Below are 17,048 nucleotides of genomic sequence, written 5' to 3' on the forward strand. Positions count from 1 at the left end.
TCTGATTCGTCCCCCTCTAAGAGGCGACAGCGATGAAGCTCACAATCGAGCGCGCGGTGCTCCTGAAGGCCCTCGGCCACGTCCAGTCCGTCGTGGAGCGGCGCAACACGATCCCGATCCTGTCCAACGTGCTGATCCAGGCGAGCGGCGACCATGCGCGCCTGACGGCCACCGATCTAGACATGGAGATCGTGGAAGAGGCGCCCGCGCGGGTGGAGCGCGACGGCCAGGCGACGGCCCCGGCGCACACGCTCTACGAGATCGCCCGCAAGCTGCCGGACGGGGCCGATGTCACGCTGGAGCTCGGCGGGGACGATCCGCGCGTCTTCCTGTCTGCAGGCCGCTCCAAATTCCACCTGCCCAGCCTGCCGCCGGGCGATTTCCCGGTCATGCCGACCGAGGATCTGGCCGTCAGCTTCTCGCTCCCGGCCGAAGACCTTGCGCGCCTCATCGACAAGACCCGCTTTGCCGTGTCGACCGAAGAGACGCGCTATTATCTCAACGGCATCCACATGCACCCCGCCGAGCGCGATGGCCGCAAGGTGCTGCGCGCGGTCGCGACGGACGGCCACCGCCTGGCGCTGGCCGAAGCGGACCAGCCCGGCGGCGCGAGCGAGATGCCGGCCGTCATCATTCCGCGCAAGCCGATCGGCGAGCTGCGGCGCCTGCTCGAGGACCTCGACGACGACATCGAGATGAGCGTCTCCGAAGGCAAGATCCGCTTCCGCCTCGGTGCGGCGGTCCTGACCTCGAAACTCATCGACGGCACATTCCCTGACTATGAGCGCGTCATTCCGCGCGGCAACGACAAGATCATGCGTGTCGATCGCGCGCCCTTCGCCCAGGCCGTGGACCGGGTGGCGACGATCAGCCAGGAGAAGTCGCGCTCGGTGAAGCTGTCGCTGTCGGACTCCAACCTCGTGTTGGCGGTCAACAATCCCGAGAGCGGCACGGCGAGCGAGGAGCTGTCGGCCGACTACTCATCGGAAGAGCTCTCCATCGGCTTCAATGCGCGCTACCTGCTCGATGTCGCCGGGCAGATTGTCGGCGACGAAGCCATTTTCGAATTTGCCGATTCCGCCTCTCCGACCCGCGTCACCGACAGCGGCGACCCCAATGCGGAATACGTGCTGATGCCGCTGCGCGTGTGAGCGCAGCCGGTCCGGACACCCCGCCTTCCACGGCCGCGCCCGCAAGCGCGGCCGTGACGCGTTTGAAGCTGACCAATTTCCGCAATTACGCCGAACTCGACCTGTCTCTCGATGCCCGTCCGGTCTGCCTGTTCGGCGCGAACGGATCGGGCAAGACGAACCTGGTCGAAGCCGTCTCCTTCCTCGGACCGGGACGCGGGCTGCGCGCCGCCGGCGCCGACGCGGTCCGCCGCCACATGGCCGAAGGCCCGGCGGATATCTGGGCGGTCTATGCCGAGGCGCTGACCCGCGACGGGCCGGTCAGCCTGGCCACCGGCGCGGACCCGGCCGATCCGGCGCGGCGCCGCACCCGGCTTGAAGGAGCTGCGGCCACGCAGAGCGAGCTCGCCCGCCTCTTCCCGATGATGTGGCTGACCCCGCGAGAAGATCGTCTCTGGGCCGGGCCGCGCGCCGACCGCCTTCGTTTCTTCGACCGTCTCGTGCTGGCTGGCGAGCCCCATCACGGCCAGACCGCAATCGCGTATGAAAAGGCGATGCGCCAGCGCCAGCGCCTGCTCGACCAGTGGGCGGAGACCGGCCGTATCGATCCCGACTGGGTCCATGCCCTGGAACGCGAAATGGCCAGCGCCGGCACCGCGCTCGCGGCGGCACGGCTCGATGCGCTCGTGCGTCTGCAGGGCGAGATCGACGAGCGGCCCGAGACCCGCTTTCCCAAGGCCGATCTGGGGCTGGAAGGCACGCTGGAGGCCTGGCTCGCCGAGGGCCTGAATGCGAGCGAGGCCGAGGATCGGTTTCTCGACGCGCTGGCCGGCAGCAGGCGGCGCGATTCCGCCGCCGGGCGCTCGCTGACCGGGCCGCACCGCACCGAGCTGACCGCCCGCCACCGCGCCAAGGATCAGCTCGCCGCCGATTGCTCGACCGGCGAGCAGAAGGCGCTTCTGCTGGGGCTGGCGCTGGCCCAGTGCGCGGCGCTGGCACGCGCGCGCGGCGCGGCCCCGGTGCTCATCCTGGACGAAGCCTGTGCCCATCTCGATGCAGCCCGGCGCGAGGGCCTGGCCGCGGCCATTCTGGAGGTGGGGACGCAGGCCTGGCTCACCGGAGTGGAACGCCAGCTCTTCGAGCCCTTCGGCGCGCAGGCCCAATATGTCGAGGTCGAGAACGGCCGGGCGGGTGCGGTCAGCTGAGCTGTCCCTGCGGACCGGCCTGCCATTCCTCGCGCACTTCGCCTGACTCTTCGCGCGCCAGCGCCTCCGTCTTCAGCGCCTCGAACGCCTCCGGGTCGAGACGGCCGAGCGCCCAAACCGCCGCCCCGCGCACCAGCGCGCTGTCATCGTCCAGCCGCGCCCGAATGGCGGCAAGGCTTTCCGGACCGTGCGAATTACCGAGCGCGATCAGCACATTGCGCACAAAGCGATCGCGTCCGATCCGTTTGATCGGACTGGCGGTGAACAGTTCGCGGAAGGCCGTATCGTCCAGCGCAGCGAGATCGGCCAGGCGCGGCGCGGTCAGGCTCTCGCGCGGGTGAAAGGCCGTCTCCTGCGTGCGGCTGGCAAACTTGTTCCACGGACAGACCGCCAGGCAGTCGTCACAGCCATAGATGCGATTGCCCATGGGCGCCCGGAATTCGCGCGGGATCGGCCCCTTGTGCTCGATGGTCAGGTAGGAGATGCAGCGCCGCGCATCGATCTGGTAGGGCGCCGGAAACGCGTTGGTCGGGCAGATGTCCAGGCAGGCGCGGCAGCTTCCGCAATGGTCGGTCTCGGTCTCGTCCGGCTCCAGCGCCGCCTCGGTCAGCATCACGCCCAGGAACAGCCAGGACCCATGCTCGCGGCTGACAAGATTGGTGTGCTTGCCCTGCCAGCCCAGCCCCGATTTGTGCGCCAGCGGCTTCTCCATCAGCGGGGCGGTGTCCACGAACACCTTCACGCCGTGGCCGGTCTCCTGATGGAAGGCCCGGGCCAGACGTTTCAGCCGCTTCTTGATGAGGTCGTGATAATCGCGATTTTGCGCATAGACCGATATGGCGGCCCGGTCCGATTGCTCCAGAATCACCAGCGGATCGTGATCCGGCCCGTAATTGAGACCGACCACCACAGCCGATTTCGCCTCCGGCCACATCGCATTGGGATGGACGCGCCGGTCCAGCGTCTCCTCCATCCACGCCATACTGCCGTGCCGGCCCTCGCCGACATACTCGCGCAGCCGCTCCCCGGCCTCCCACGCCTCGTCCGCGCGCGCGATCCGCACCGCATCGAACCCGATCTCGCGGGCGAGCGCCTTGATGGCATCGGTATCGGTCAGCGTGGCCGTCATGGCTGTGGAGTGGGGACGACGGGAGGTGAGGTCAAGGTTTTCTGCCATGAGCGGGCGGGCGCTGCGTCCAGTCAAATTCGACGGCGAGTTGAGACTGATCGGCAGCCATGGCGGGACGCCCGCTCAATTTTTCGATTTTCATCCTCACAGAGTGTCATCCCGGCCAAGCGCGAAGCGCGCGGAGCCGGGACCTCGCGTACAGTGACGGGAAAGCCAATCGTCCCGATACGCGGGGTCCCCGGATAACCCTTTAAAAATCCAGATCCGCATACCAGCTGGCCGGGCCCACGCCGGGCAGGCGGTCTTCCAGGATGGCGCGAAAGCTGGGGCGGCACTTGATGCGCTCATACCAGGCTTTCGGCGCGGGAAACTCGTCCCACGGCACGTCGCCGAGATAGTCGATGCAGGACAGGTGCGCCGCCGCCGCGATATCGGCCAGCGTGTAGCGCGGGCCGGCGAGCCCCTCGCGCACATCGAGCAAATTGGTCAGATAGTCGAGATGCCAGCGCAGGAAATCGCGCCCGGCGCGGATCGCCTCCATGTCCGGCGCGCCGAGCCCCTGCAGGCGCTTTTCCAGCTTCTCGTGCAGCAGGAAGGCATTCACCTCGGAATCGAACTTGCGGTCGAACCACTGGCAGAGGCGCCGCACCTCTGCGCGCTCGCCCGCCCCCGAGGGCAGCAGGGCCGGTTCGGCCTTGGCCTCTTCGAGATATTCCAGGATGGCGCGCGCCTCGACCGCGACCACCCGCCCCTGCGCGGTGTCGTCGACCAGAACCGGGGTCAGGCCGGCCGGATTAAGCGCCATGAGCTCGTCCGGCGCATCCCAGGGCCGCACGAAGCGCAGCTCGAAGGCAAGCTGCTTCTCGGCCAGCGCAATGCGGACCTGCCGGGACCAGGGATCGAGAGGCCAGTGGTAGAGCGTGCGCATGTCCAGGACGCTAGCCTGCTTCGCGGTAAGGTTTAAGCCGGATTGTCCGCTCGCGCCGCGCCGGACTCATCCCCGCCATCGCTCTCTTCGCCGCGCTCGGCCTTGAAATAGGCGTTGCCGTGCGGTTCCGCCTCCCCCTTGGGATCGGGGTGGATCAGCACATCGGCTGCCGGATAGGCCGCCATGATGCGCTTCTCCGCCGCCACCACGATTTCATGCGCCTGCGACAGGGTGAGGTCGGGGGCCAGATCCATGTGCATCTGGATATGGACGAACGGCCCGGACGCCCGTGTGCGCAGCTGGTGCACGCCCAGAACGGCAGCATCGTCGGACGCGATCTTCAAGATGGCGGCGCGCTCCTCGTCGGGCAATTCGCGGTCCATCAGGCTCTCGAAGGCGGCCGAGCCGACCCCCCACGCCGTCCAGACCAGCCACAGGGCCACGGCAAAGCCGACAATCGGGTCGGCGCGAACAATGCCGAAGCCGCTGGCCAGCACCAGGCCGGCAATGACCACGCCGTTTGCGCCGAGATCGGCAAAGTAATGGGCCCGGTCGCCGGTGACCGCGAGCGAGCCTGTCTGGGCCACCGCCCTGTTCTGCGCCCAGACCAGGACCAGCGTCAGGACGATGGACACGACCATGACGGAGAGCGCGATCCCGCCCGCCTCGATCGGCTGGGGCTGCAGGAAGCGCAGCACCGATTCCCGCATCAGCAGCCCGGCCGAGAGCAGGACCAGCAGGGCCTGCATCAGGCTGGCGAAAGCCTCTGCCTTGCCGTGGCCGTGCCGGTGCTCGCGATCGGCCGGGGAGGCCGCATAGCGCACCGCAAAGAAGGTGGTGAGCGAGGCGGCGAGGTCCAGCGCGGAATCGGCCAGCGAGGCCAGCATCGCGACCGATCCCGACAGCCACCAGGCCACCAGCTTGGCCACGACCAGCGTACTCGCCACGCCGACGGAGAGCGCCGTCACCCGGCTCGTGATCTTGCGGGCCTTGGCCGGGGCGAGCTTGCCCGGTCCGCCTGTGTCGAGACCGTCATGGGCCATGGAGGTAAGACCTGTTCTGCGCTGCAGCAGCGTGCCATTGTCCGTTCGCAAGTATAACGCGCCGGCGCAAGGGAACAGGCGGCAAATGACTCTCTTTCAGCTTTTCATTCTCGCTCTCATCCAGGGCATCACCGAATTTCTTCCCGTCTCCTCCTCCGCCCACCTCATCCTGGCGCCCTATCTGACCGGATCGGACGACCAGGGCGCGCTGATCGACGTGATGGCCCATGTCGGTACCCTGCTCGCCGTCCTGCTCTATTTCCGCCGCGACGTGATGGCCGTCCTTTCCGGCGCACCGGCCCTGCTGGCCGGGCGCATGACGCCGGGCGGACGGCTTTTCCTGATGGTGGCTGTGGCCACGCCGCCCGCCATCCTTGTCGGCGGCGTGCTCTACCTGACGGGCTGGGTCGACCTGTTGCGCTCCCCGGCTGTGATCGCCTGGGCCACGCTCATCTTCGCGCTGCCGCTCTGGCTCGCCGACCGTTACGGCGCACAGGTCAAGACCAGCGAGACGCTGACCTGGCGCGACGCCATCCTCATCGGCCTCGCCCAAGCCATCGCCTTCATCCCCGGTGTCAGCCGGTCCGGCATCACCATGACGGCCGGGCGCGCGCTCGCCCTCACGCGCAGCGAGGCGGCGCGCTTTTCCATGCTGATGTCGATTCCGCTCATCGCGGTTCTGGGCCTGTCGGCCATTGCCGAGCTGGCGACCGGGGAAATGGCCGGCGTGGCGCTCTTGGACGGCGCGCTCGTGGCCGCGCTCTCCTTCGGCTCGGCCTTCCTGGCGATTGCCGCCCTCATGGCCGTCGTCGAACGGGTCGGCTTCCTGCCCTTCGTGATCTACCGCGTCCTGCTGGCCGGCGTCATCCTGATCTGGCTGATCTGAGCGCACATACACCAACGCCCGGGGCGCAGGCTCCGGGCGTTGATCCATTTCTGCGTGACGATAATCGCGTCTAGGCGCGGGTTTCGCGTACCGTCTCGTAATCCTTGTCCGCAAACTGGCCGCCCTTGCGGTAGCGGATCAGATAGCTGGGCACTACCGACTCGATGGTCTCCGCATCGATGCCGAGATCGGCCAGCGTGGGATGGCCCTCATCGGTCGCGCCGACCACATTGTCGCTCTTGAGCAATTCGACCTGGTCGCGCGTCAGGAAAGGCTGCACGAAAGGCAGCTTGCCCGCGATTTCACCCAGCAGGCCCAGCGCACCGGCCGCCGGAAACGGTACCGGCAGGAGCAGGCGGCGGCGCCGGATCGTGCGCAGGATGAATTCCATCAATTGCTTGAAGGTGTAGACCGACGGTCCGCCGAGCTCGTAGGTGCGCCCCGCGGCAGCTGGATCGAACAGCGCCTTGACTGCCGCTTCGGCGACATCGCCGACGAAAACCGGCTGGAAGCGCGTCTTGCCGCCGCCGATCAGCGGCAGGGCCGGCGCGAAGCGCGCCATGTCGGCAAATTTGTTGAAGAACGCGTCCTCGGCTCCGAACACGATGGAGGGGCGCAGCACCGTGGCGCCGTCGAAGGCCTCGCGCACCGCACGCTCGCCTCTGGCCTTGGTCTGGCCGTATTGGGAAGGGCTGTCGGGATCGGCGCCGATGGCAGAGATGTGCACCAGGGTTTTGACCCCGGCCTCGCTCGCGGTTTCGGCCACGGTGCGCGCGCCGCGCTCCTGCAGGCCGGAAAAAGTCTGTCCGCCGCTTTCGTAGAGAATGCCGACCAGGTTCACGACCCCGCTCGCGCCCTCGACGGCGCGCGCGACACTGGCCTTGTTGCGCAGATTGGCCTGGGCGAGCTGGATCTGGCCGGGCACGCCCATCGGTTTCAGCTCGTAGGCCAGGTTCGGCCGCCGCGTCGCGACGCGCACCCGGTAGCCCTGGCGCGCCAGCTCGCGCACCACATAGCGTCCGATAAAGCCGGACCCGCCGAAAACCGTGATCATTTCATCGCGCAGCATGTCGTCATTCGCCTTTGAGCGTGGATGAACAGCCGGCCGGGCCGGCAGCTCGAACCGGCCTGACCCGCTTTCAAGATAGGGCTATGGCGCGATAGACCAAAAAACTTCGCCCCTGTCCATGCGCCGATACGCTGCAGGTGCGCTGCAGGCCGCCGCGCCGGAGCCGGTTTTGACAGCCAAGCGGCGTTGACACGCGCCGCGTCCTTCAATATTTCAGCCGCTCCTTCACTTGCCCAGGTGGCGGAATTGGTAGACGCGCTGGCTTCAGGTGCCAGTTCCCGAAAGGGAGTGGAAGTTCGAGTCTTCTCCTGGGCACCATTACCGGTCCTGAAGGACCTCCAGACACACAGGAGCCGCGCTGACGCGGCTTTTTCTTTGTCCGCCCGGTCCGAGGCGGGACGCCCGCGCTGTGGGCGCCCGGCTTGAATCAGGCCGCGTCGGTCGGGCAGCCGGACACGCCGATCTGGCCGAGCGCCTCGCGCAGATCCTCCGGCATGAAGGGCTTGGCCAGGAAGGCCGCGGCCGCCCAGGCCTCCGGCACGGTTCGGCGGTCCGAACCGCTGGTCAGGATGAAGGGGATGTTGCGGGTGGTCAGCTCTTCCACCAGCGACCAGGCCGCCCCGTCCTGCAGGTGGATGTCGACCAGGGCGCCATCGGGGCGTGAATCGTCGAGGACTCTGGCGGCGTCGACCGTATCGCGCACCGGCCCGATCACCACGCACCCGCACTCTTCCACGACGACGGTCACGTCCATCGCGATCAGCGGATTATCTTCCGCCACAAGAATGCCCAGCGGCTCGTCTGACATGGTTTCACGTCCCGTATGATCTGCTTCCCGAGTTTTTCTACCATGACGGGAAGGTAATGATACATCCGGTGCCGCAGCGCGAGCGGCGCCGTTGCAGCCGGCTATTGCGACTTGCGGTCCGGGGAAGAAGGCGCAAATCCCTTGCGCGTCATCGTGCCCCACTCGCCGCGCTTGCGGGCAAACTGCCACCAGCCTTTCAGGCGCCAGATCGTGTTGAGCTGACGGTAGCCGAAATTTTCAAGCACCGCGACTGCCAGCAGGAGCGCAAGCTGGCTGATCTTCGGGAACCGGCGCAGCTGGCGCTCGGCGAGCAGCAAGGTCGCCACGCTGATCGCAACGCCAAAGGCGAAGGTCACGGCCAGGAAGGCCAGGAACCAGGGCAGTGACAGGAATCCGCCCAGCCAGAGCAGCGGAATGAGAATATAGCCGCAAACTTCCAGGGGCGGCCCCACCACATAGACCAGCAGCATATGGAGCAGGCCGAGCAGTCCGACCCGGCCATAGCGCGGATTGAGCGTCATGCTTTTGTGGGCAAAATAGCTTTCCAGTGCGCCGCGCTGCCATCGCGCTCTCTGGCTCGCCAGCGCGCGCAGGGTCTCGGGCACCTCGGTGAAGGCCAGCGGCTCGGGCAGATAGGCAATGCGGTACGCCTTGCCGCTGCGCTGCATGTGGTGGTGCAGGCGCACGACCAGCTCCATGTCCTCGCCCACCAGATCCGTCCGGTAGCCGCCCGCCTCGATCACGAGGCCCCGGCGAAACACGCCGAACGCGCCGGAGATGATCGTCAGCGCCCCGGCCTTGCTCCAGGCCAGCCGGGCCACAAGGAAGGCGCGCAGATACTCGACCGTCTGAAACAGGGCGAGCAGGTTGCGCGGCAAGCCGATCTCGGTGATCCGGCCAGCCTCGAAGCGGCAGCCGTTGGCAATGCGGATGCTTCCGCCCACCGCAATGACGCGCGCGGGATCCTCGATCATCGGACGCACGGCGCGCAGGAGGGCATCGGGCTCGAGCAGGGTGTCGGCATCGATGGCGCAGAAAACCGGAGCACGCGCCAGGCTGATGCCGGCATTGAGCGCGTCGGCCTTGCCGCCATTCTTCTTGTCGATCACCACCAGGCTCGGAAAGTCCCGCGAGGTGTAGACCGCCCGGATCGGGGCATGATGAAGCACTGTTTCATGCGCGCGCACCGAGGGTTCCAGTGCGAAAGCCTCGATCAGCCTGTTCAGCGTGTTGTCCGACGAGCCGTCATTGATGACGATGATCTCGTATCGCGGATAGCGCAGGGCGAGCATGGTGCGCACGCTCTCAACGACGGTCAGCTCCTCGTTATAGGCGGGCGCCAATATGGCGACCGGCGGGACGAGATTGCCGTAGCGCCGCCACAGCAGCGCCGCGCTTTCCACAGGCTTGTCCCGGCTCAGGGATCGCGCGGCGACGGAAAACTGGATCAGCTGTACCGCGTTCTGCAGCACGCCCGACGTGATGATCACCAGCGATATCGCCTGTGCGGCCAGAATGCCGCCACCCAAGAGTGCGTCCATCATGCGGCCTGCCGCTCGGCCAGGATCATTTGCGCGGTATGGGGCCCCGATTGGCCGCCCTCGCGCGCTGCAATCTGTTTGAGCCGGCCAATCCCCGCCTCGCCGAGCTGGGCCAGCGCCCATCCGGCCTGAAAGCGGACCTCCCAGTGCGGGGCTTCCAGCATCTCCGCCAGGCTGGAGGACAGGGAAATCAGGCCCAGCCGGCCGATTGCCTCGGCCGCCAGCGCCTGAATGTCCGGTTCGCCGTGCCGGGCCGCCTCGTCCAGTATGTCGCTGTCTCCCGGCCCGCCCAGCACGCCCAGCGCCTTGATCCCGGCCGCGCGTACGGCAAGGTCGTCGGCGCGGGCGCTGCGCCGCACGGCCTCGATCGCTGAAACTGCGCGGGCCCGCACCAGGGCCTCCACAAGCTGGATCTGCAGGGACGGGTGCAGCGCGCCAGTGTCGAGCGCGCCGGACAGACGCAGCGGGTCGGCCCGGGCGATGTCCAGCAGAAGATTGGCGAGTTCGGCCGGCGCACCGCGCCGATGCCCGTAGACCCGCTCGAGCAGGCGGTCGAGATCGGGCGTGATCCCGATACCATGCAGGGCCTGCGCGGCGGCGACGGTTTCGCGCAAGGTCGGACAGGTTTCAAACGCCCGCTGAAGCGCGCGGCGGGCTCCCGCACCGCCGACAATTCCGATGGCCTCGATCGCCATGAGTCTTGTGTCCAGTCCGGGCTTGTCCAGAAGGCGGGAGATGCGCCGCGCGGCCCGGACCTCGCGAAGGGCCACCATGGCGCGTTCGAAGTCGCGCCCGCGCACCAGCGCCGACAGCTCGATAACGGCGAGCGCCGTGCGTCTGGGATGGCGGATCAGCGCCCGCAGCCGGGTTGAGGGCAAGGCACCAGCCTCCATCTGCACGATGAGCGTCTCGGCAAGTTCCATGGCCAGACGGGTCGACCGCCTGGCCCAGTAGCCGCCGAGCCAGCGGCGCACGAGCATCGCGGCGAACAGGCTCAGCGCTGCGGCCGCCAGGAGAAGCGCCCCGGTCCAGATTGCAATGAAGAGACTGTCCACCATCGCCGGGGAACGCCTAGGATGCCGGCGGCGCGAGATGCGTCGCGGCACGTTCGACAAGCTCGGAGGGCGCGAAAGGCTTGGTCAGGTAATCGGCCGCGCCGGCATTCAGGGCACGCGCGATGTCGGCTTCGTCTTTCAGGGCTGATACAATGATCACCGGAATGGAACCCAGCGGGCCGGCCTTCAACCGCTTCAGCGTGGTAAAGCCGTCCAGGGCGGGCATGATGAGGTCGAGCATGATGAGGTCGGGCGACCAGGCGTGCACCTGATCGAGCACTTCCATCCCGTCGCGCGCGGTGAGGACCTCGTAGCCGGCATCGGTGAGCCGCGACTGAGCGATCTGCAGCATGAGCGGATTGTCGTCGGCAATCATTATCCGGGGCTGGGTCATGGTCGTGCGGCCTCGTCTGGGGAGGGCTGGATCGGGCGCCTGGGGAGGCCGGATGCATCCGGAAGGCAGACCGGATGCCGGGCTTGCCGGCTAGAAGCGGCGATTGGCCGAGATCGTGATCTCGGTCCTGTCATAGGCCTCGCGCGATTCATGAACGAGGCCGGCCTGGAGACCAAGCCGGTCGGTCAGCTGGTAACGCAGGCCCAGCGCCGCCGACTGCACCTCGCTCGTGCGCCCGCTCTCGGTGTCTGGGGCATCGGTATAGCTCGCGATGAGACGCGCCCGGTCGGACGCGCGCAGCTCTCCGGAGACTTCCCAGCCAGTCTGCAGGGCACGGGTTTCGTCAAGGTAAATCATCGCGCGCAGACCCAGCCGCAGCCCGTCCGAACGCGCTAGATAGCGCACGCCGGGCTGCACGGCGAAGACATCCCCCACTCCATACCGCGATGCCGAGGCCTCGACCGTGGCTTGAACGCCGTCTCCACCGGGCGCGGTCGGGCTCTCGTAACCGCCCCTGATGGCGGCCTGCGCCCGGAAGTCGGCCTGCGGCGCGCCACCGAGCGTGACGTAGGCCAGGCCGCTGTCTGGCAGGCCGCGGGCATAGGTGAGGGAGAGATAGACATCCTCGTCGTCGAAACGCCGGCTCCAGTGCGCAAGCCCGGTCAGGCTGGTCTCCTCGTCAATGCGCCGGCCCAGCGCCACACCGGCCTCGCGCCACGGGCTGAGCGGTCCGGACAGGGAGCTGTAGGCGGCAAACACATCGGTACGCCAGGGCGAGCGGGCCGGACTTTCGCGAGCCGCGTCGATCCGCGCGCGCAAGTCGGGGGGCGTCTGATCGTCGGGCAGGGCCGCGGCCAGCTCGGCGGCGCGGTCGAGGTCGCCGCGATAATAGGCAAGCCGTGCAAGCGCGATATGCGCATCGGTGTAATCCGGCGCGAGATCGAGCGTGCGCTGCAATGCCGCTTCGGCCTCATCAAACCGGCCCAGCGCGGACAGGGTCAGGCCCAGCTGAAGAAAGACGTCGGCATTGGCCGGTTCGCGTTGCGCCACCTCCGCCAGGATTTCGGCCGCCTCTTCGAAACGTCCGTCGAGACGCGCGTCCACGCCCGTCTCGTAGGTCGGCGCCTGCAGAACCAGCGCTGCAGACAAAAGAAAACCGGAAATAGTCATGAGGAGGAAGATGCCTCGCGTGGCCGCGGGAGAATCGGACGGTCTGGGGTCCGGCGCGCGGCAAGCAGGCCGCGCAAAACGTCGAACGGGTGCGTTACTCGATCAGGCCGTGAATGACGAGACCGGCATAGCTGCGAAAATCGAGAAAGCGCGGTTCCACCGCCTCCGCTGCCGAGGCCAGTGCGGCATAGTCGCCGCTGAAGCTGATACGGCTCGCCGGAATCGTCACCGAGTGGCTGTAGGTAAAGGCGGGTTGCCCCTCCCTGCCCGGCACCGTGCGGCCGTGCAGTCTGGCATTTGCGGCCTCGCCGGTGTCTGCAAGTGTGAGCTCGCCGCTGTCCTCCCTGCGATAGACCTCCGCGGTTTCGTCGGGCAAAGCGCCCATCTCCAGGGCCACAGCGACGGGCACGCCGTAGGTATCGCCCCAGGACAGCAACGGCGTGGCCGCCTGCAGGATCGCCTCTGGCGTTGTGCGGTAGGCCATTACGGTCAGGCGGGTCGCGCTCGGTGCGGCTGCAGCGAGCGCCGCCGCACCGCCCGGCACGGCGGTGATCCAGAACGGCACCACGATTTCGACCGGCTCGCCATAGGCCGCGCTCAGCGCGGCCAATGCCTGCGCCCATTGCGCGAAGGTCTGCACCGGGGCGCTCGCATACTGATCCAGCAGGTAGGGCTCGATGTCGTACTGCAGCCCGGAGAGCGGCGTGCGCGGGTAGGCGGCATTGAAATGGGCCAGCGCCTGGGCACGCTGACGGGCATGCTCGAGACCGTAGCCGGAGATCATGCGCGGATCGCCTTCGACGGCGTGAACTGCCACACCCCGCGCATTGGCGCGCCGGATCAGACGGGATAGCGCATCGGGCCGCTCGATCGCGCCCTGACGGATGGGCACGGCGATGTAGAGTACGGACAGCCCGGCGGCCTGGGCGCTCTCGATCAGGGCTGCCGGATCTTCGGCCCAGACGGCTTCACGCCAGACCCAGGCGCCGCGCACGCGTTCTGTGGACATCTCGCCTGGCTCCGTCGCGGCGCCTGCGAGTGCCGGCAATTCAGGCGACGCGCACCGGCGCGAGCCGACTTCCGCGTGTCCGTAAGCGCCTCCGGACTCGCGGGGATTGCCGAGATAGAGATGGATGCTGGCGACGCATTCGGGCTCGGCCTCGGGTACCGCGCCGGACCAGATGGCCTCGGGTTCGATCTCTTCCTGCGCCTCGGCAATGCCCGTCTCCGCCCCTGCGATGGCAAGAACAAACAACAGTCCGGCTATCGCCGTGTCGCGCATCAAACATCCCTGGCTTCTGCGGGTCATCCTCGCCTGTTTCAGGCGTCACCTCAACAATCGGTCCGGAAGATTGCAGATTCGTTGACGCGCTGAGCGCGGCACAACCCGGACTTGGGGCCCGCAGCGGACGGCCGGTCAGGTCGCCTTGGCCGCTTCGAGCGCCTGCTCGCGCAGGGCGGCCAGCGCCTCGATCCAGACATCGAGATCGGTGCCCGCCTCCTCGGCCAGGGTGTGAATGCAGGACAGCGCGTCGGACGCCTCGCCCTGGAGCGCCCGCCCGCCTTGTGTGAGCCGCACGCGGACCACGCGCTCGTCGCGCGGATCGCGGGTGCGGGTCAGATGCCCCACCGCCTCGAGCCGCTTGAGCAGCGGGGTCAGCGTGTTTGTCTCGAGAAACAACCGCTTTCCAAGCTCGCCCACCGTCACGTCATCGCGCTCCCACAAGGCCAGCAGAGTGATGTATTGCGGGTAGGTCAGGCCCAGCTTTGACAGGTGGGGCCGGTACATCCGGTGGATCGCCGCATTCGCCGAGTAGATCGCGAAGCAAAGCTGCTGGTCGAGCGTGCCGGGCCGGCCGGTTGGCGCAGACATGGGCGTGTGTCCTCATTTTTATCGTGCACGATTATATCGCCATACCTTGACGACGAACAGGCCCGGCTCTTTATATCGTGCACGATCTTTTCGCTCACGATTCTTTTGAAGGAACTCCCGATGACCCCGCTCTATACCGCCAAGGCAACCGCCGATAAGGGCCGCAAGGGCCGCGCCGTCAGCGATGACGGCCGTCTGGACGTCGGCCTGTCCACGCCGAAGGCACTCGGCGGCGACGACGGCCCCGGCACCAATCCGGAACAATTGTTCGCCGCAGGCTATGCCGCCTGCTTCATGAGCGCGATGCAGCTCGTGTCCGGTCAGACCGGCATCAAGCTGCCCGTCGAGGCGCGCGTGCACGCCGAGGTGGGCATCGGTCCGCGCGAGGCCGGCGGGTTCGGTCTTGCCGTCACCCTGACCGCAGAGCTGCCCGGCCTTGCCGAGCAGGACGCCCGCACGCTGGTGAACGAGACCGAGAAGGTCTGCCCCTATTCCAACGCCACGCGCGGCAATGTGAGCACAGTGCTCAACGTCGCGGGTTAGCGAGTAACGCGTCCCGACCGGCGCGACCCCCGCGGGTGCCAGTGCGCGCTGGCGCCCGCGAAGGTCCTGCAGCGGGGGCGTCGCATTGACGCTTTTGCGCAAACGGCCGATACCGGGCCCTGATTTTCCTGTTCGAGACAGAGGCGACGGAGCGGCGCGCATGACCATTCACCTTCACCGCGGGGACCTGCCCACCGGGATCGATTTTGGCGACGCGGTCGCCGTGGATACCGAGACACTGGGTCTCTCGCTCGTGCGGGATGAATTGTGCCTGGTCCAGCTCTCGGCCGGCGATGGCGACGCGCATATCGTCCAGCTCGACCGGTCGAGCTATCACTGTCCGAATCTGAAGGCGCTGCTGGCCGACAACGCGATCCAGAAAATCCTGCACTTCGCGCGCTTCGACGTGGCGATGTGCGAGAAATATCTCGGCGTCACGCTCGCCCCGGTCTTTTGCACCAAGATCGCGTCCAAGCTGGTGCGCACCTATACCGACCGGCACGGTCTGAAGGACGTCGCGCGCGAGATCGCCGGCGTCGAACTGTCCAAGCAGCAGCAGAGCTCCGACTGGGGCGCCGCGGAGCTGAGCGAGGCTCAGCTGCAATATGCCGCCTCGGATGTGCTTCACCTTCACGCCATCCGCGACGGGCTGAGCGCCATGCTCGGCCGCGAGGGGCGCAGCGAACTGGCCCGGGCCTGTTTCGACTTTCTCCCTCACCGCGCCCGGCTGGATCTGGCCGGCTGGCCGGATACCGACATCTTTGCGCACTCCTAGGCGCGCCGCGTACCGCCGCGTGCGCCTTGAAACTGCCGCTGGGTCCGGTCACAACGGGCGCGCACAGTTTTTCAAAGCCGCAGGCTGACGATGGCCCATACCGCCGACATGCTGGCTGAACGCCTGACCCCGCGCCGGGCCGACGCTTTCGCCGCCGCCCAGCGGCGCTCGGTCTTCGTGCGCCGCCTGCGCATCGCCCTGCTGGCCGGCATCGGCCTCATCGCTCTGAACATCGTACTGCAGAACATCCTGCGGGCACCCGATGTCTCCGGCGGCACGCCGGAACAGCCCACGGGAGAGCTTGAACGCATCGTCAATCCGCGCTTCATCGGCCGGGACGAGGACGGCACGCCCTTCGTGGTGACCGCCGACAGCGCCGTGCGCCGTCCAGGCAGCATTGTCGGCCTGACCGAGCTTGAAAACCCGCGTCTGGACTATTCGATGCTGGGCGAGGGGCTGGAAGCGGGCCCCGGCGCGGTTCTCGCCAATCTGGGCGTCTACAATCCAGAAACGCGCAGCCTGGAACTGAACCAGGCCGTCAACCTGTCCACGCGCTCCGGCTACCGCTTCGAGACCCCGAGCGCGACCATCCAGCTGCCGCAGTCGCGCATCGTGGGCGAGGAGCCGGTCTATGGCGAGGCGCCCTGGGGCGCGATCCGGGCGGGCGGGTTCGAGGTGCACGAGGAAGGCCGGCGTGTCATATTCACTGACGGCGTCACGACGCGGCTATACCTGAACGAGCGGTCCGACGAGACACGCGATACGGAGACTGGTCCATGAAATCTGCCCTCCTGCCTGCCCTTCTCCCGGCCCTTCTGGCGCTTGCCGCGGCTGCCCCGGCCAGCGCCCAGGTCGGCGCGCTGGGCTCGCCCGGCGACGGCCCGCTCGATATCAGCGCGAACGATCTCGAGGTCTTCGACCAGGAGAACCGCGTGGTCTACAGCGGTGACGTGAATGCGATCCGCGGCACCGCGCGCCTGCGCGCCGACCGGATCGAGGTCTTCTTCGAGCCCGGCGGCGGCACCGGCTTCGGCGCCGTCCAGCGCATGCGCGCAACCGGCGATGTCTTCTACGTGACGGCCACAGAAATCGCCCGCGCCGACGAGGGACTCTACGAGATCGCCGACGAGCGTATCGTGCTGATCGGCGACGTCGTGCTGACCCAGGGCTGCAATGTCTCCACCGGCCAGCGCCTGACGGCAAACCTCGCCACTGGCGTGTCCGAGCTGGCCGGCGCCACCGGTGAGGCCGGTGAAACGCGTGTGCGCAGTGTCTTCTTCCCCGATAGCGAGGAGGAAGAGGGCGCCGAGCCTGTCGTGCGCGAAGACTGCCCGGTGCCGGAAATTCCAGGCGACGGTCCGCAGCCCTTCGAAGAGGGCTAGAGGCCCGGCCGGGCCCCTTAGCGCCCCCTGTGCCGGCTGCCTGCCAAACCACGTCCGGCCCGCTCCCCTGGCCTGCATGGTGGGCGCGAGCCCGTGTGAATCGCCTCATGCAGGCGG

18 protein-coding genes and 1 tRNA gene are annotated in these 17,048 nt (G+C 67.6%); 8 read left to right on the top strand and 11 right to left on the bottom strand.

The features are described 5' to 3' along the window. Positions 1-32: 32 nt before the first annotated feature. Together dnaN and recF are read left to right on the top strand one after the other, a co-directional pair. Positions 33-1,151: a DNA polymerase III subunit beta gene (gene dnaN, locus E5162_RS09535; RefSeq protein ID WP_135945002.1), complete on the top strand. Its 1,119-nt coding sequence runs from the start codon at positions 33-35 to the stop codon at positions 1,149-1,151. Positions 1,152-1,204: 53 nt separating this feature from the next. Continuing rightward, complete coding sequence (recF, locus tag E5162_RS09540; protein WP_233342081.1) at positions 1,205-2,335, top strand: DNA replication/repair protein RecF; 1,131 nt, start codon at positions 1,205-1,207, stop codon at positions 2,333-2,335. Here recF and queG read toward each other — a convergent pair. The 3 genes from queG to E5162_RS09555 form a co-directional block, all read right to left on the bottom strand. Further along, a complete protein-coding gene (gene queG / locus E5162_RS09545) occupies positions 2,328-3,464 on the bottom strand; it encodes a tRNA epoxyqueuosine(34) reductase QueG (RefSeq protein WP_135945004.1) in 1,137 nt (378 codons plus the stop codon). The genes recF and queG overlap by 8 nt on opposite strands. Positions 3,465-3,714: 250 nt before the next feature. Then, complete coding sequence (gene fzlA, locus E5162_RS09550) at positions 3,715-4,392, bottom strand: FtsZ-binding protein FzlA (protein ID WP_135945005.1); 678 nt, start codon at positions 4,390-4,392, stop codon at positions 3,715-3,717. Positions 4,393-4,424: 32 nt separating this feature from the next. Then, a complete protein-coding gene (locus tag E5162_RS09555) occupies positions 4,425-5,435 on the bottom strand; it encodes a cation diffusion facilitator family transporter (RefSeq protein ID WP_135945120.1) in 1,011 nt (336 codons plus the stop codon). 85 nt (positions 5,436-5,520) lie between these two features. Between E5162_RS09555 and E5162_RS09560 the strand changes: the two genes are divergently transcribed. Next, entirely contained in the window at positions 5,521-6,321 is an 801-nt protein-coding gene (locus E5162_RS09560; protein ID WP_135945006.1) for an undecaprenyl-diphosphate phosphatase, read from the top strand. A 70-nt stretch (positions 6,322-6,391) separates the two neighbouring features. On the opposite strand, the gene E5162_RS09565 is transcribed toward E5162_RS09560, so the two are convergent. Beyond that, a complete protein-coding gene (locus E5162_RS09565) occupies positions 6,392-7,390 on the bottom strand; it encodes a complex I NDUFA9 subunit family protein (RefSeq protein ID WP_135945007.1) in 999 nt (332 codons plus the stop codon). A 231-nt stretch (positions 7,391-7,621) separates the two neighbouring features. On the opposite strand from E5162_RS09565, the gene E5162_RS09570 reads away from it, so the two are divergent. Then, a tRNA-Leu gene (locus tag E5162_RS09570) sits at positions 7,622-7,708 on the top strand. Positions 7,709-7,817: 109 nt separating this feature from the next. Here the strand turns inward: E5162_RS09570 and E5162_RS09575 are convergent. The 7 genes from E5162_RS09575 to E5162_RS09605 all read right to left on the bottom strand — a co-directional run bounded on the left by E5162_RS09575 (position 7,818) and on the right by E5162_RS09605 (position 14,231). Further along, on the bottom strand, positions 7,818-8,198 hold the full coding sequence (locus tag E5162_RS09575) for a response regulator (protein WP_135945008.1): 381 nt from the start codon (positions 8,196-8,198) through the stop codon (positions 7,818-7,820). 101 nt (positions 8,199-8,299) lie between these two features. Further along, complete coding sequence (locus tag E5162_RS09580; protein ID WP_206751083.1) at positions 8,300-9,742, bottom strand: glycosyltransferase family 2 protein; 1,443 nt, start codon at positions 9,740-9,742, stop codon at positions 8,300-8,302. Beyond that, on the bottom strand, positions 9,739-10,797 hold the full coding sequence (locus E5162_RS09585) for a HEAT repeat domain-containing protein (protein ID WP_135945010.1): 1,059 nt from the start codon (positions 10,795-10,797) through the stop codon (positions 9,739-9,741). Before E5162_RS09585 ends, E5162_RS09580 begins: the two co-directional genes overlap by 4 nt. 13 nt (positions 10,798-10,810) lie before the next feature. Then, positions 10,811-11,188, bottom strand: a complete 378-nt coding sequence (locus E5162_RS09590; RefSeq protein ID WP_135945011.1) for a response regulator transcription factor — start codon at positions 11,186-11,188, stop codon at positions 10,811-10,813. 90 nt (positions 11,189-11,278) lie between these two features. Further along, positions 11,279-12,358, bottom strand: coding sequence for a YaiO family outer membrane beta-barrel protein (locus tag E5162_RS09595; RefSeq protein ID WP_135945012.1), 1,080 nt, complete (start codon positions 12,356-12,358; stop codon positions 11,279-11,281). 94 nt (positions 12,359-12,452) lie between these two features. Continuing rightward, entirely contained in the window at positions 12,453-13,640 is a 1,188-nt protein-coding gene (locus E5162_RS09600) for a hypothetical protein (protein ID WP_158291267.1), read from the bottom strand. A 135-nt stretch (positions 13,641-13,775) separates the two neighbouring features. After that, positions 13,776-14,231, bottom strand: a complete 456-nt coding sequence (locus tag E5162_RS09605; protein WP_135945014.1) for a MarR family winged helix-turn-helix transcriptional regulator — start codon at positions 14,229-14,231, stop codon at positions 13,776-13,778. Positions 14,232-14,351: 120 nt separating this feature from the next. On the opposite strand from E5162_RS09605, the gene E5162_RS09610 reads away from it, so the two are divergent. The 4 genes from E5162_RS09610 to E5162_RS09625 all read left to right on the top strand — a co-directional run bounded on the left by E5162_RS09610 (position 14,352) and on the right by E5162_RS09625 (position 16,931). Then, positions 14,352-14,774, top strand: coding sequence for an organic hydroperoxide resistance protein (locus tag E5162_RS09610; protein ID WP_174235000.1), 423 nt, complete (start codon positions 14,352-14,354; stop codon positions 14,772-14,774). Positions 14,775-14,934: 160 nt separating this feature from the next. Further along, positions 14,935-15,549: a ribonuclease D gene (locus E5162_RS09615; protein WP_135945016.1), complete on the top strand. Its 615-nt coding sequence runs from the start codon at positions 14,935-14,937 to the stop codon at positions 15,547-15,549. Positions 15,550-15,639: 90 nt separating this feature from the next. Continuing rightward, the gene (lptC, locus tag E5162_RS09620; protein WP_135945017.1) at positions 15,640-16,329 is read left to right on the top strand and encodes an LPS export ABC transporter periplasmic protein LptC; all 690 of its coding nucleotides are present in this window, start codon (positions 15,640-15,642) and stop codon (positions 16,327-16,329) included. Further along, positions 16,326-16,931, top strand: coding sequence for an LptA/OstA family protein (locus tag E5162_RS09625; protein WP_135945018.1), 606 nt, complete (start codon positions 16,326-16,328; stop codon positions 16,929-16,931). The genes lptC and E5162_RS09625 overlap by 4 nt, the downstream gene beginning before the upstream one ends. The last annotated feature ends 117 nt before the right edge of the window (positions 16,932-17,048 follow it).

Source organism: Marinicauda pacifica (assembly GCF_004793635.1).
Taxonomy (GTDB): Bacteria; Pseudomonadota; Alphaproteobacteria; order Caulobacterales; family Maricaulaceae; genus Marinicauda; species Marinicauda pacifica.

Coding starts and splice junctions, on each gene's coding strand:
- E5162_RS09585 (WP_135945010.1), bottom strand. CDS start 10,797: ATGGTGGACAGTCTCTTCATTGCAATCTGGACCGGGGCGCTTCTCCTG.
- E5162_RS09605 (WP_135945014.1), bottom strand. CDS start 14,231: ATGTCTGCGCCAACCGGCCGGCCCGGCACGCTCGACCAGCAGCTTTGC.
- E5162_RS09615 (WP_135945016.1), top strand. CDS start 14,935: ATGACCATTCACCTTCACCGCGGGGACCTGCCCACCGGGATCGATTTT.
- E5162_RS09560 (WP_135945006.1), top strand. CDS start 5,521: ATGACTCTCTTTCAGCTTTTCATTCTCGCTCTCATCCAGGGCATCACC.
- E5162_RS09600 (WP_158291267.1), bottom strand. CDS start 13,640: ATGCGCGACACGGCGATAGCCGGACTGTTGTTTGTTCTTGCCATCGCA.
- E5162_RS09555 (WP_135945120.1), bottom strand. CDS start 5,435: ATGGCCCATGACGGTCTCGACACAGGCGGACCGGGCAAGCTCGCCCCG.
- E5162_RS09595 (WP_135945012.1), bottom strand. CDS start 12,358: ATGACTATTTCCGGTTTTCTTTTGTCTGCAGCGCTGGTTCTGCAGGCG.
- E5162_RS09565 (WP_135945007.1), bottom strand. CDS start 7,390: ATGCTGCGCGATGAAATGATCACGGTTTTCGGCGGGTCCGGCTTTATC.
- E5162_RS09590 (WP_135945011.1), bottom strand. CDS start 11,188: ATGACCCAGCCCCGGATAATGATTGCCGACGACAATCCGCTCATGCTG.
- E5162_RS09625 (WP_135945018.1), top strand. CDS start 16,326: ATGAAATCTGCCCTCCTGCCTGCCCTTCTCCCGGCCCTTCTGGCGCTT.
- fzlA (WP_135945005.1), bottom strand. CDS start 4,392: ATGCGCACGCTCTACCACTGGCCTCTCGATCCCTGGTCCCGGCAGGTC.
- E5162_RS09610 (WP_174235000.1), top strand. CDS start 14,352: ATGACCCCGCTCTATACCGCCAAGGCAACCGCCGATAAGGGCCGCAAG.
- dnaN (WP_135945002.1), top strand. CDS start 33: ATGAAGCTCACAATCGAGCGCGCGGTGCTCCTGAAGGCCCTCGGCCAC.
- E5162_RS09575 (WP_135945008.1), bottom strand. CDS start 8,198: ATGTCAGACGAGCCGCTGGGCATTCTTGTGGCGGAAGATAATCCGCTG.
- E5162_RS09580 (WP_206751083.1), bottom strand. CDS start 9,742: ATGATGGACGCACTCTTGGGTGGCGGCATTCTGGCCGCACAGGCGATA.
- lptC (WP_135945017.1), top strand. CDS start 15,640: ATGGCCCATACCGCCGACATGCTGGCTGAACGCCTGACCCCGCGCCGG.
- queG (WP_135945004.1), bottom strand. CDS start 3,464: ATGACGGCCACGCTGACCGATACCGATGCCATCAAGGCGCTCGCCCGC.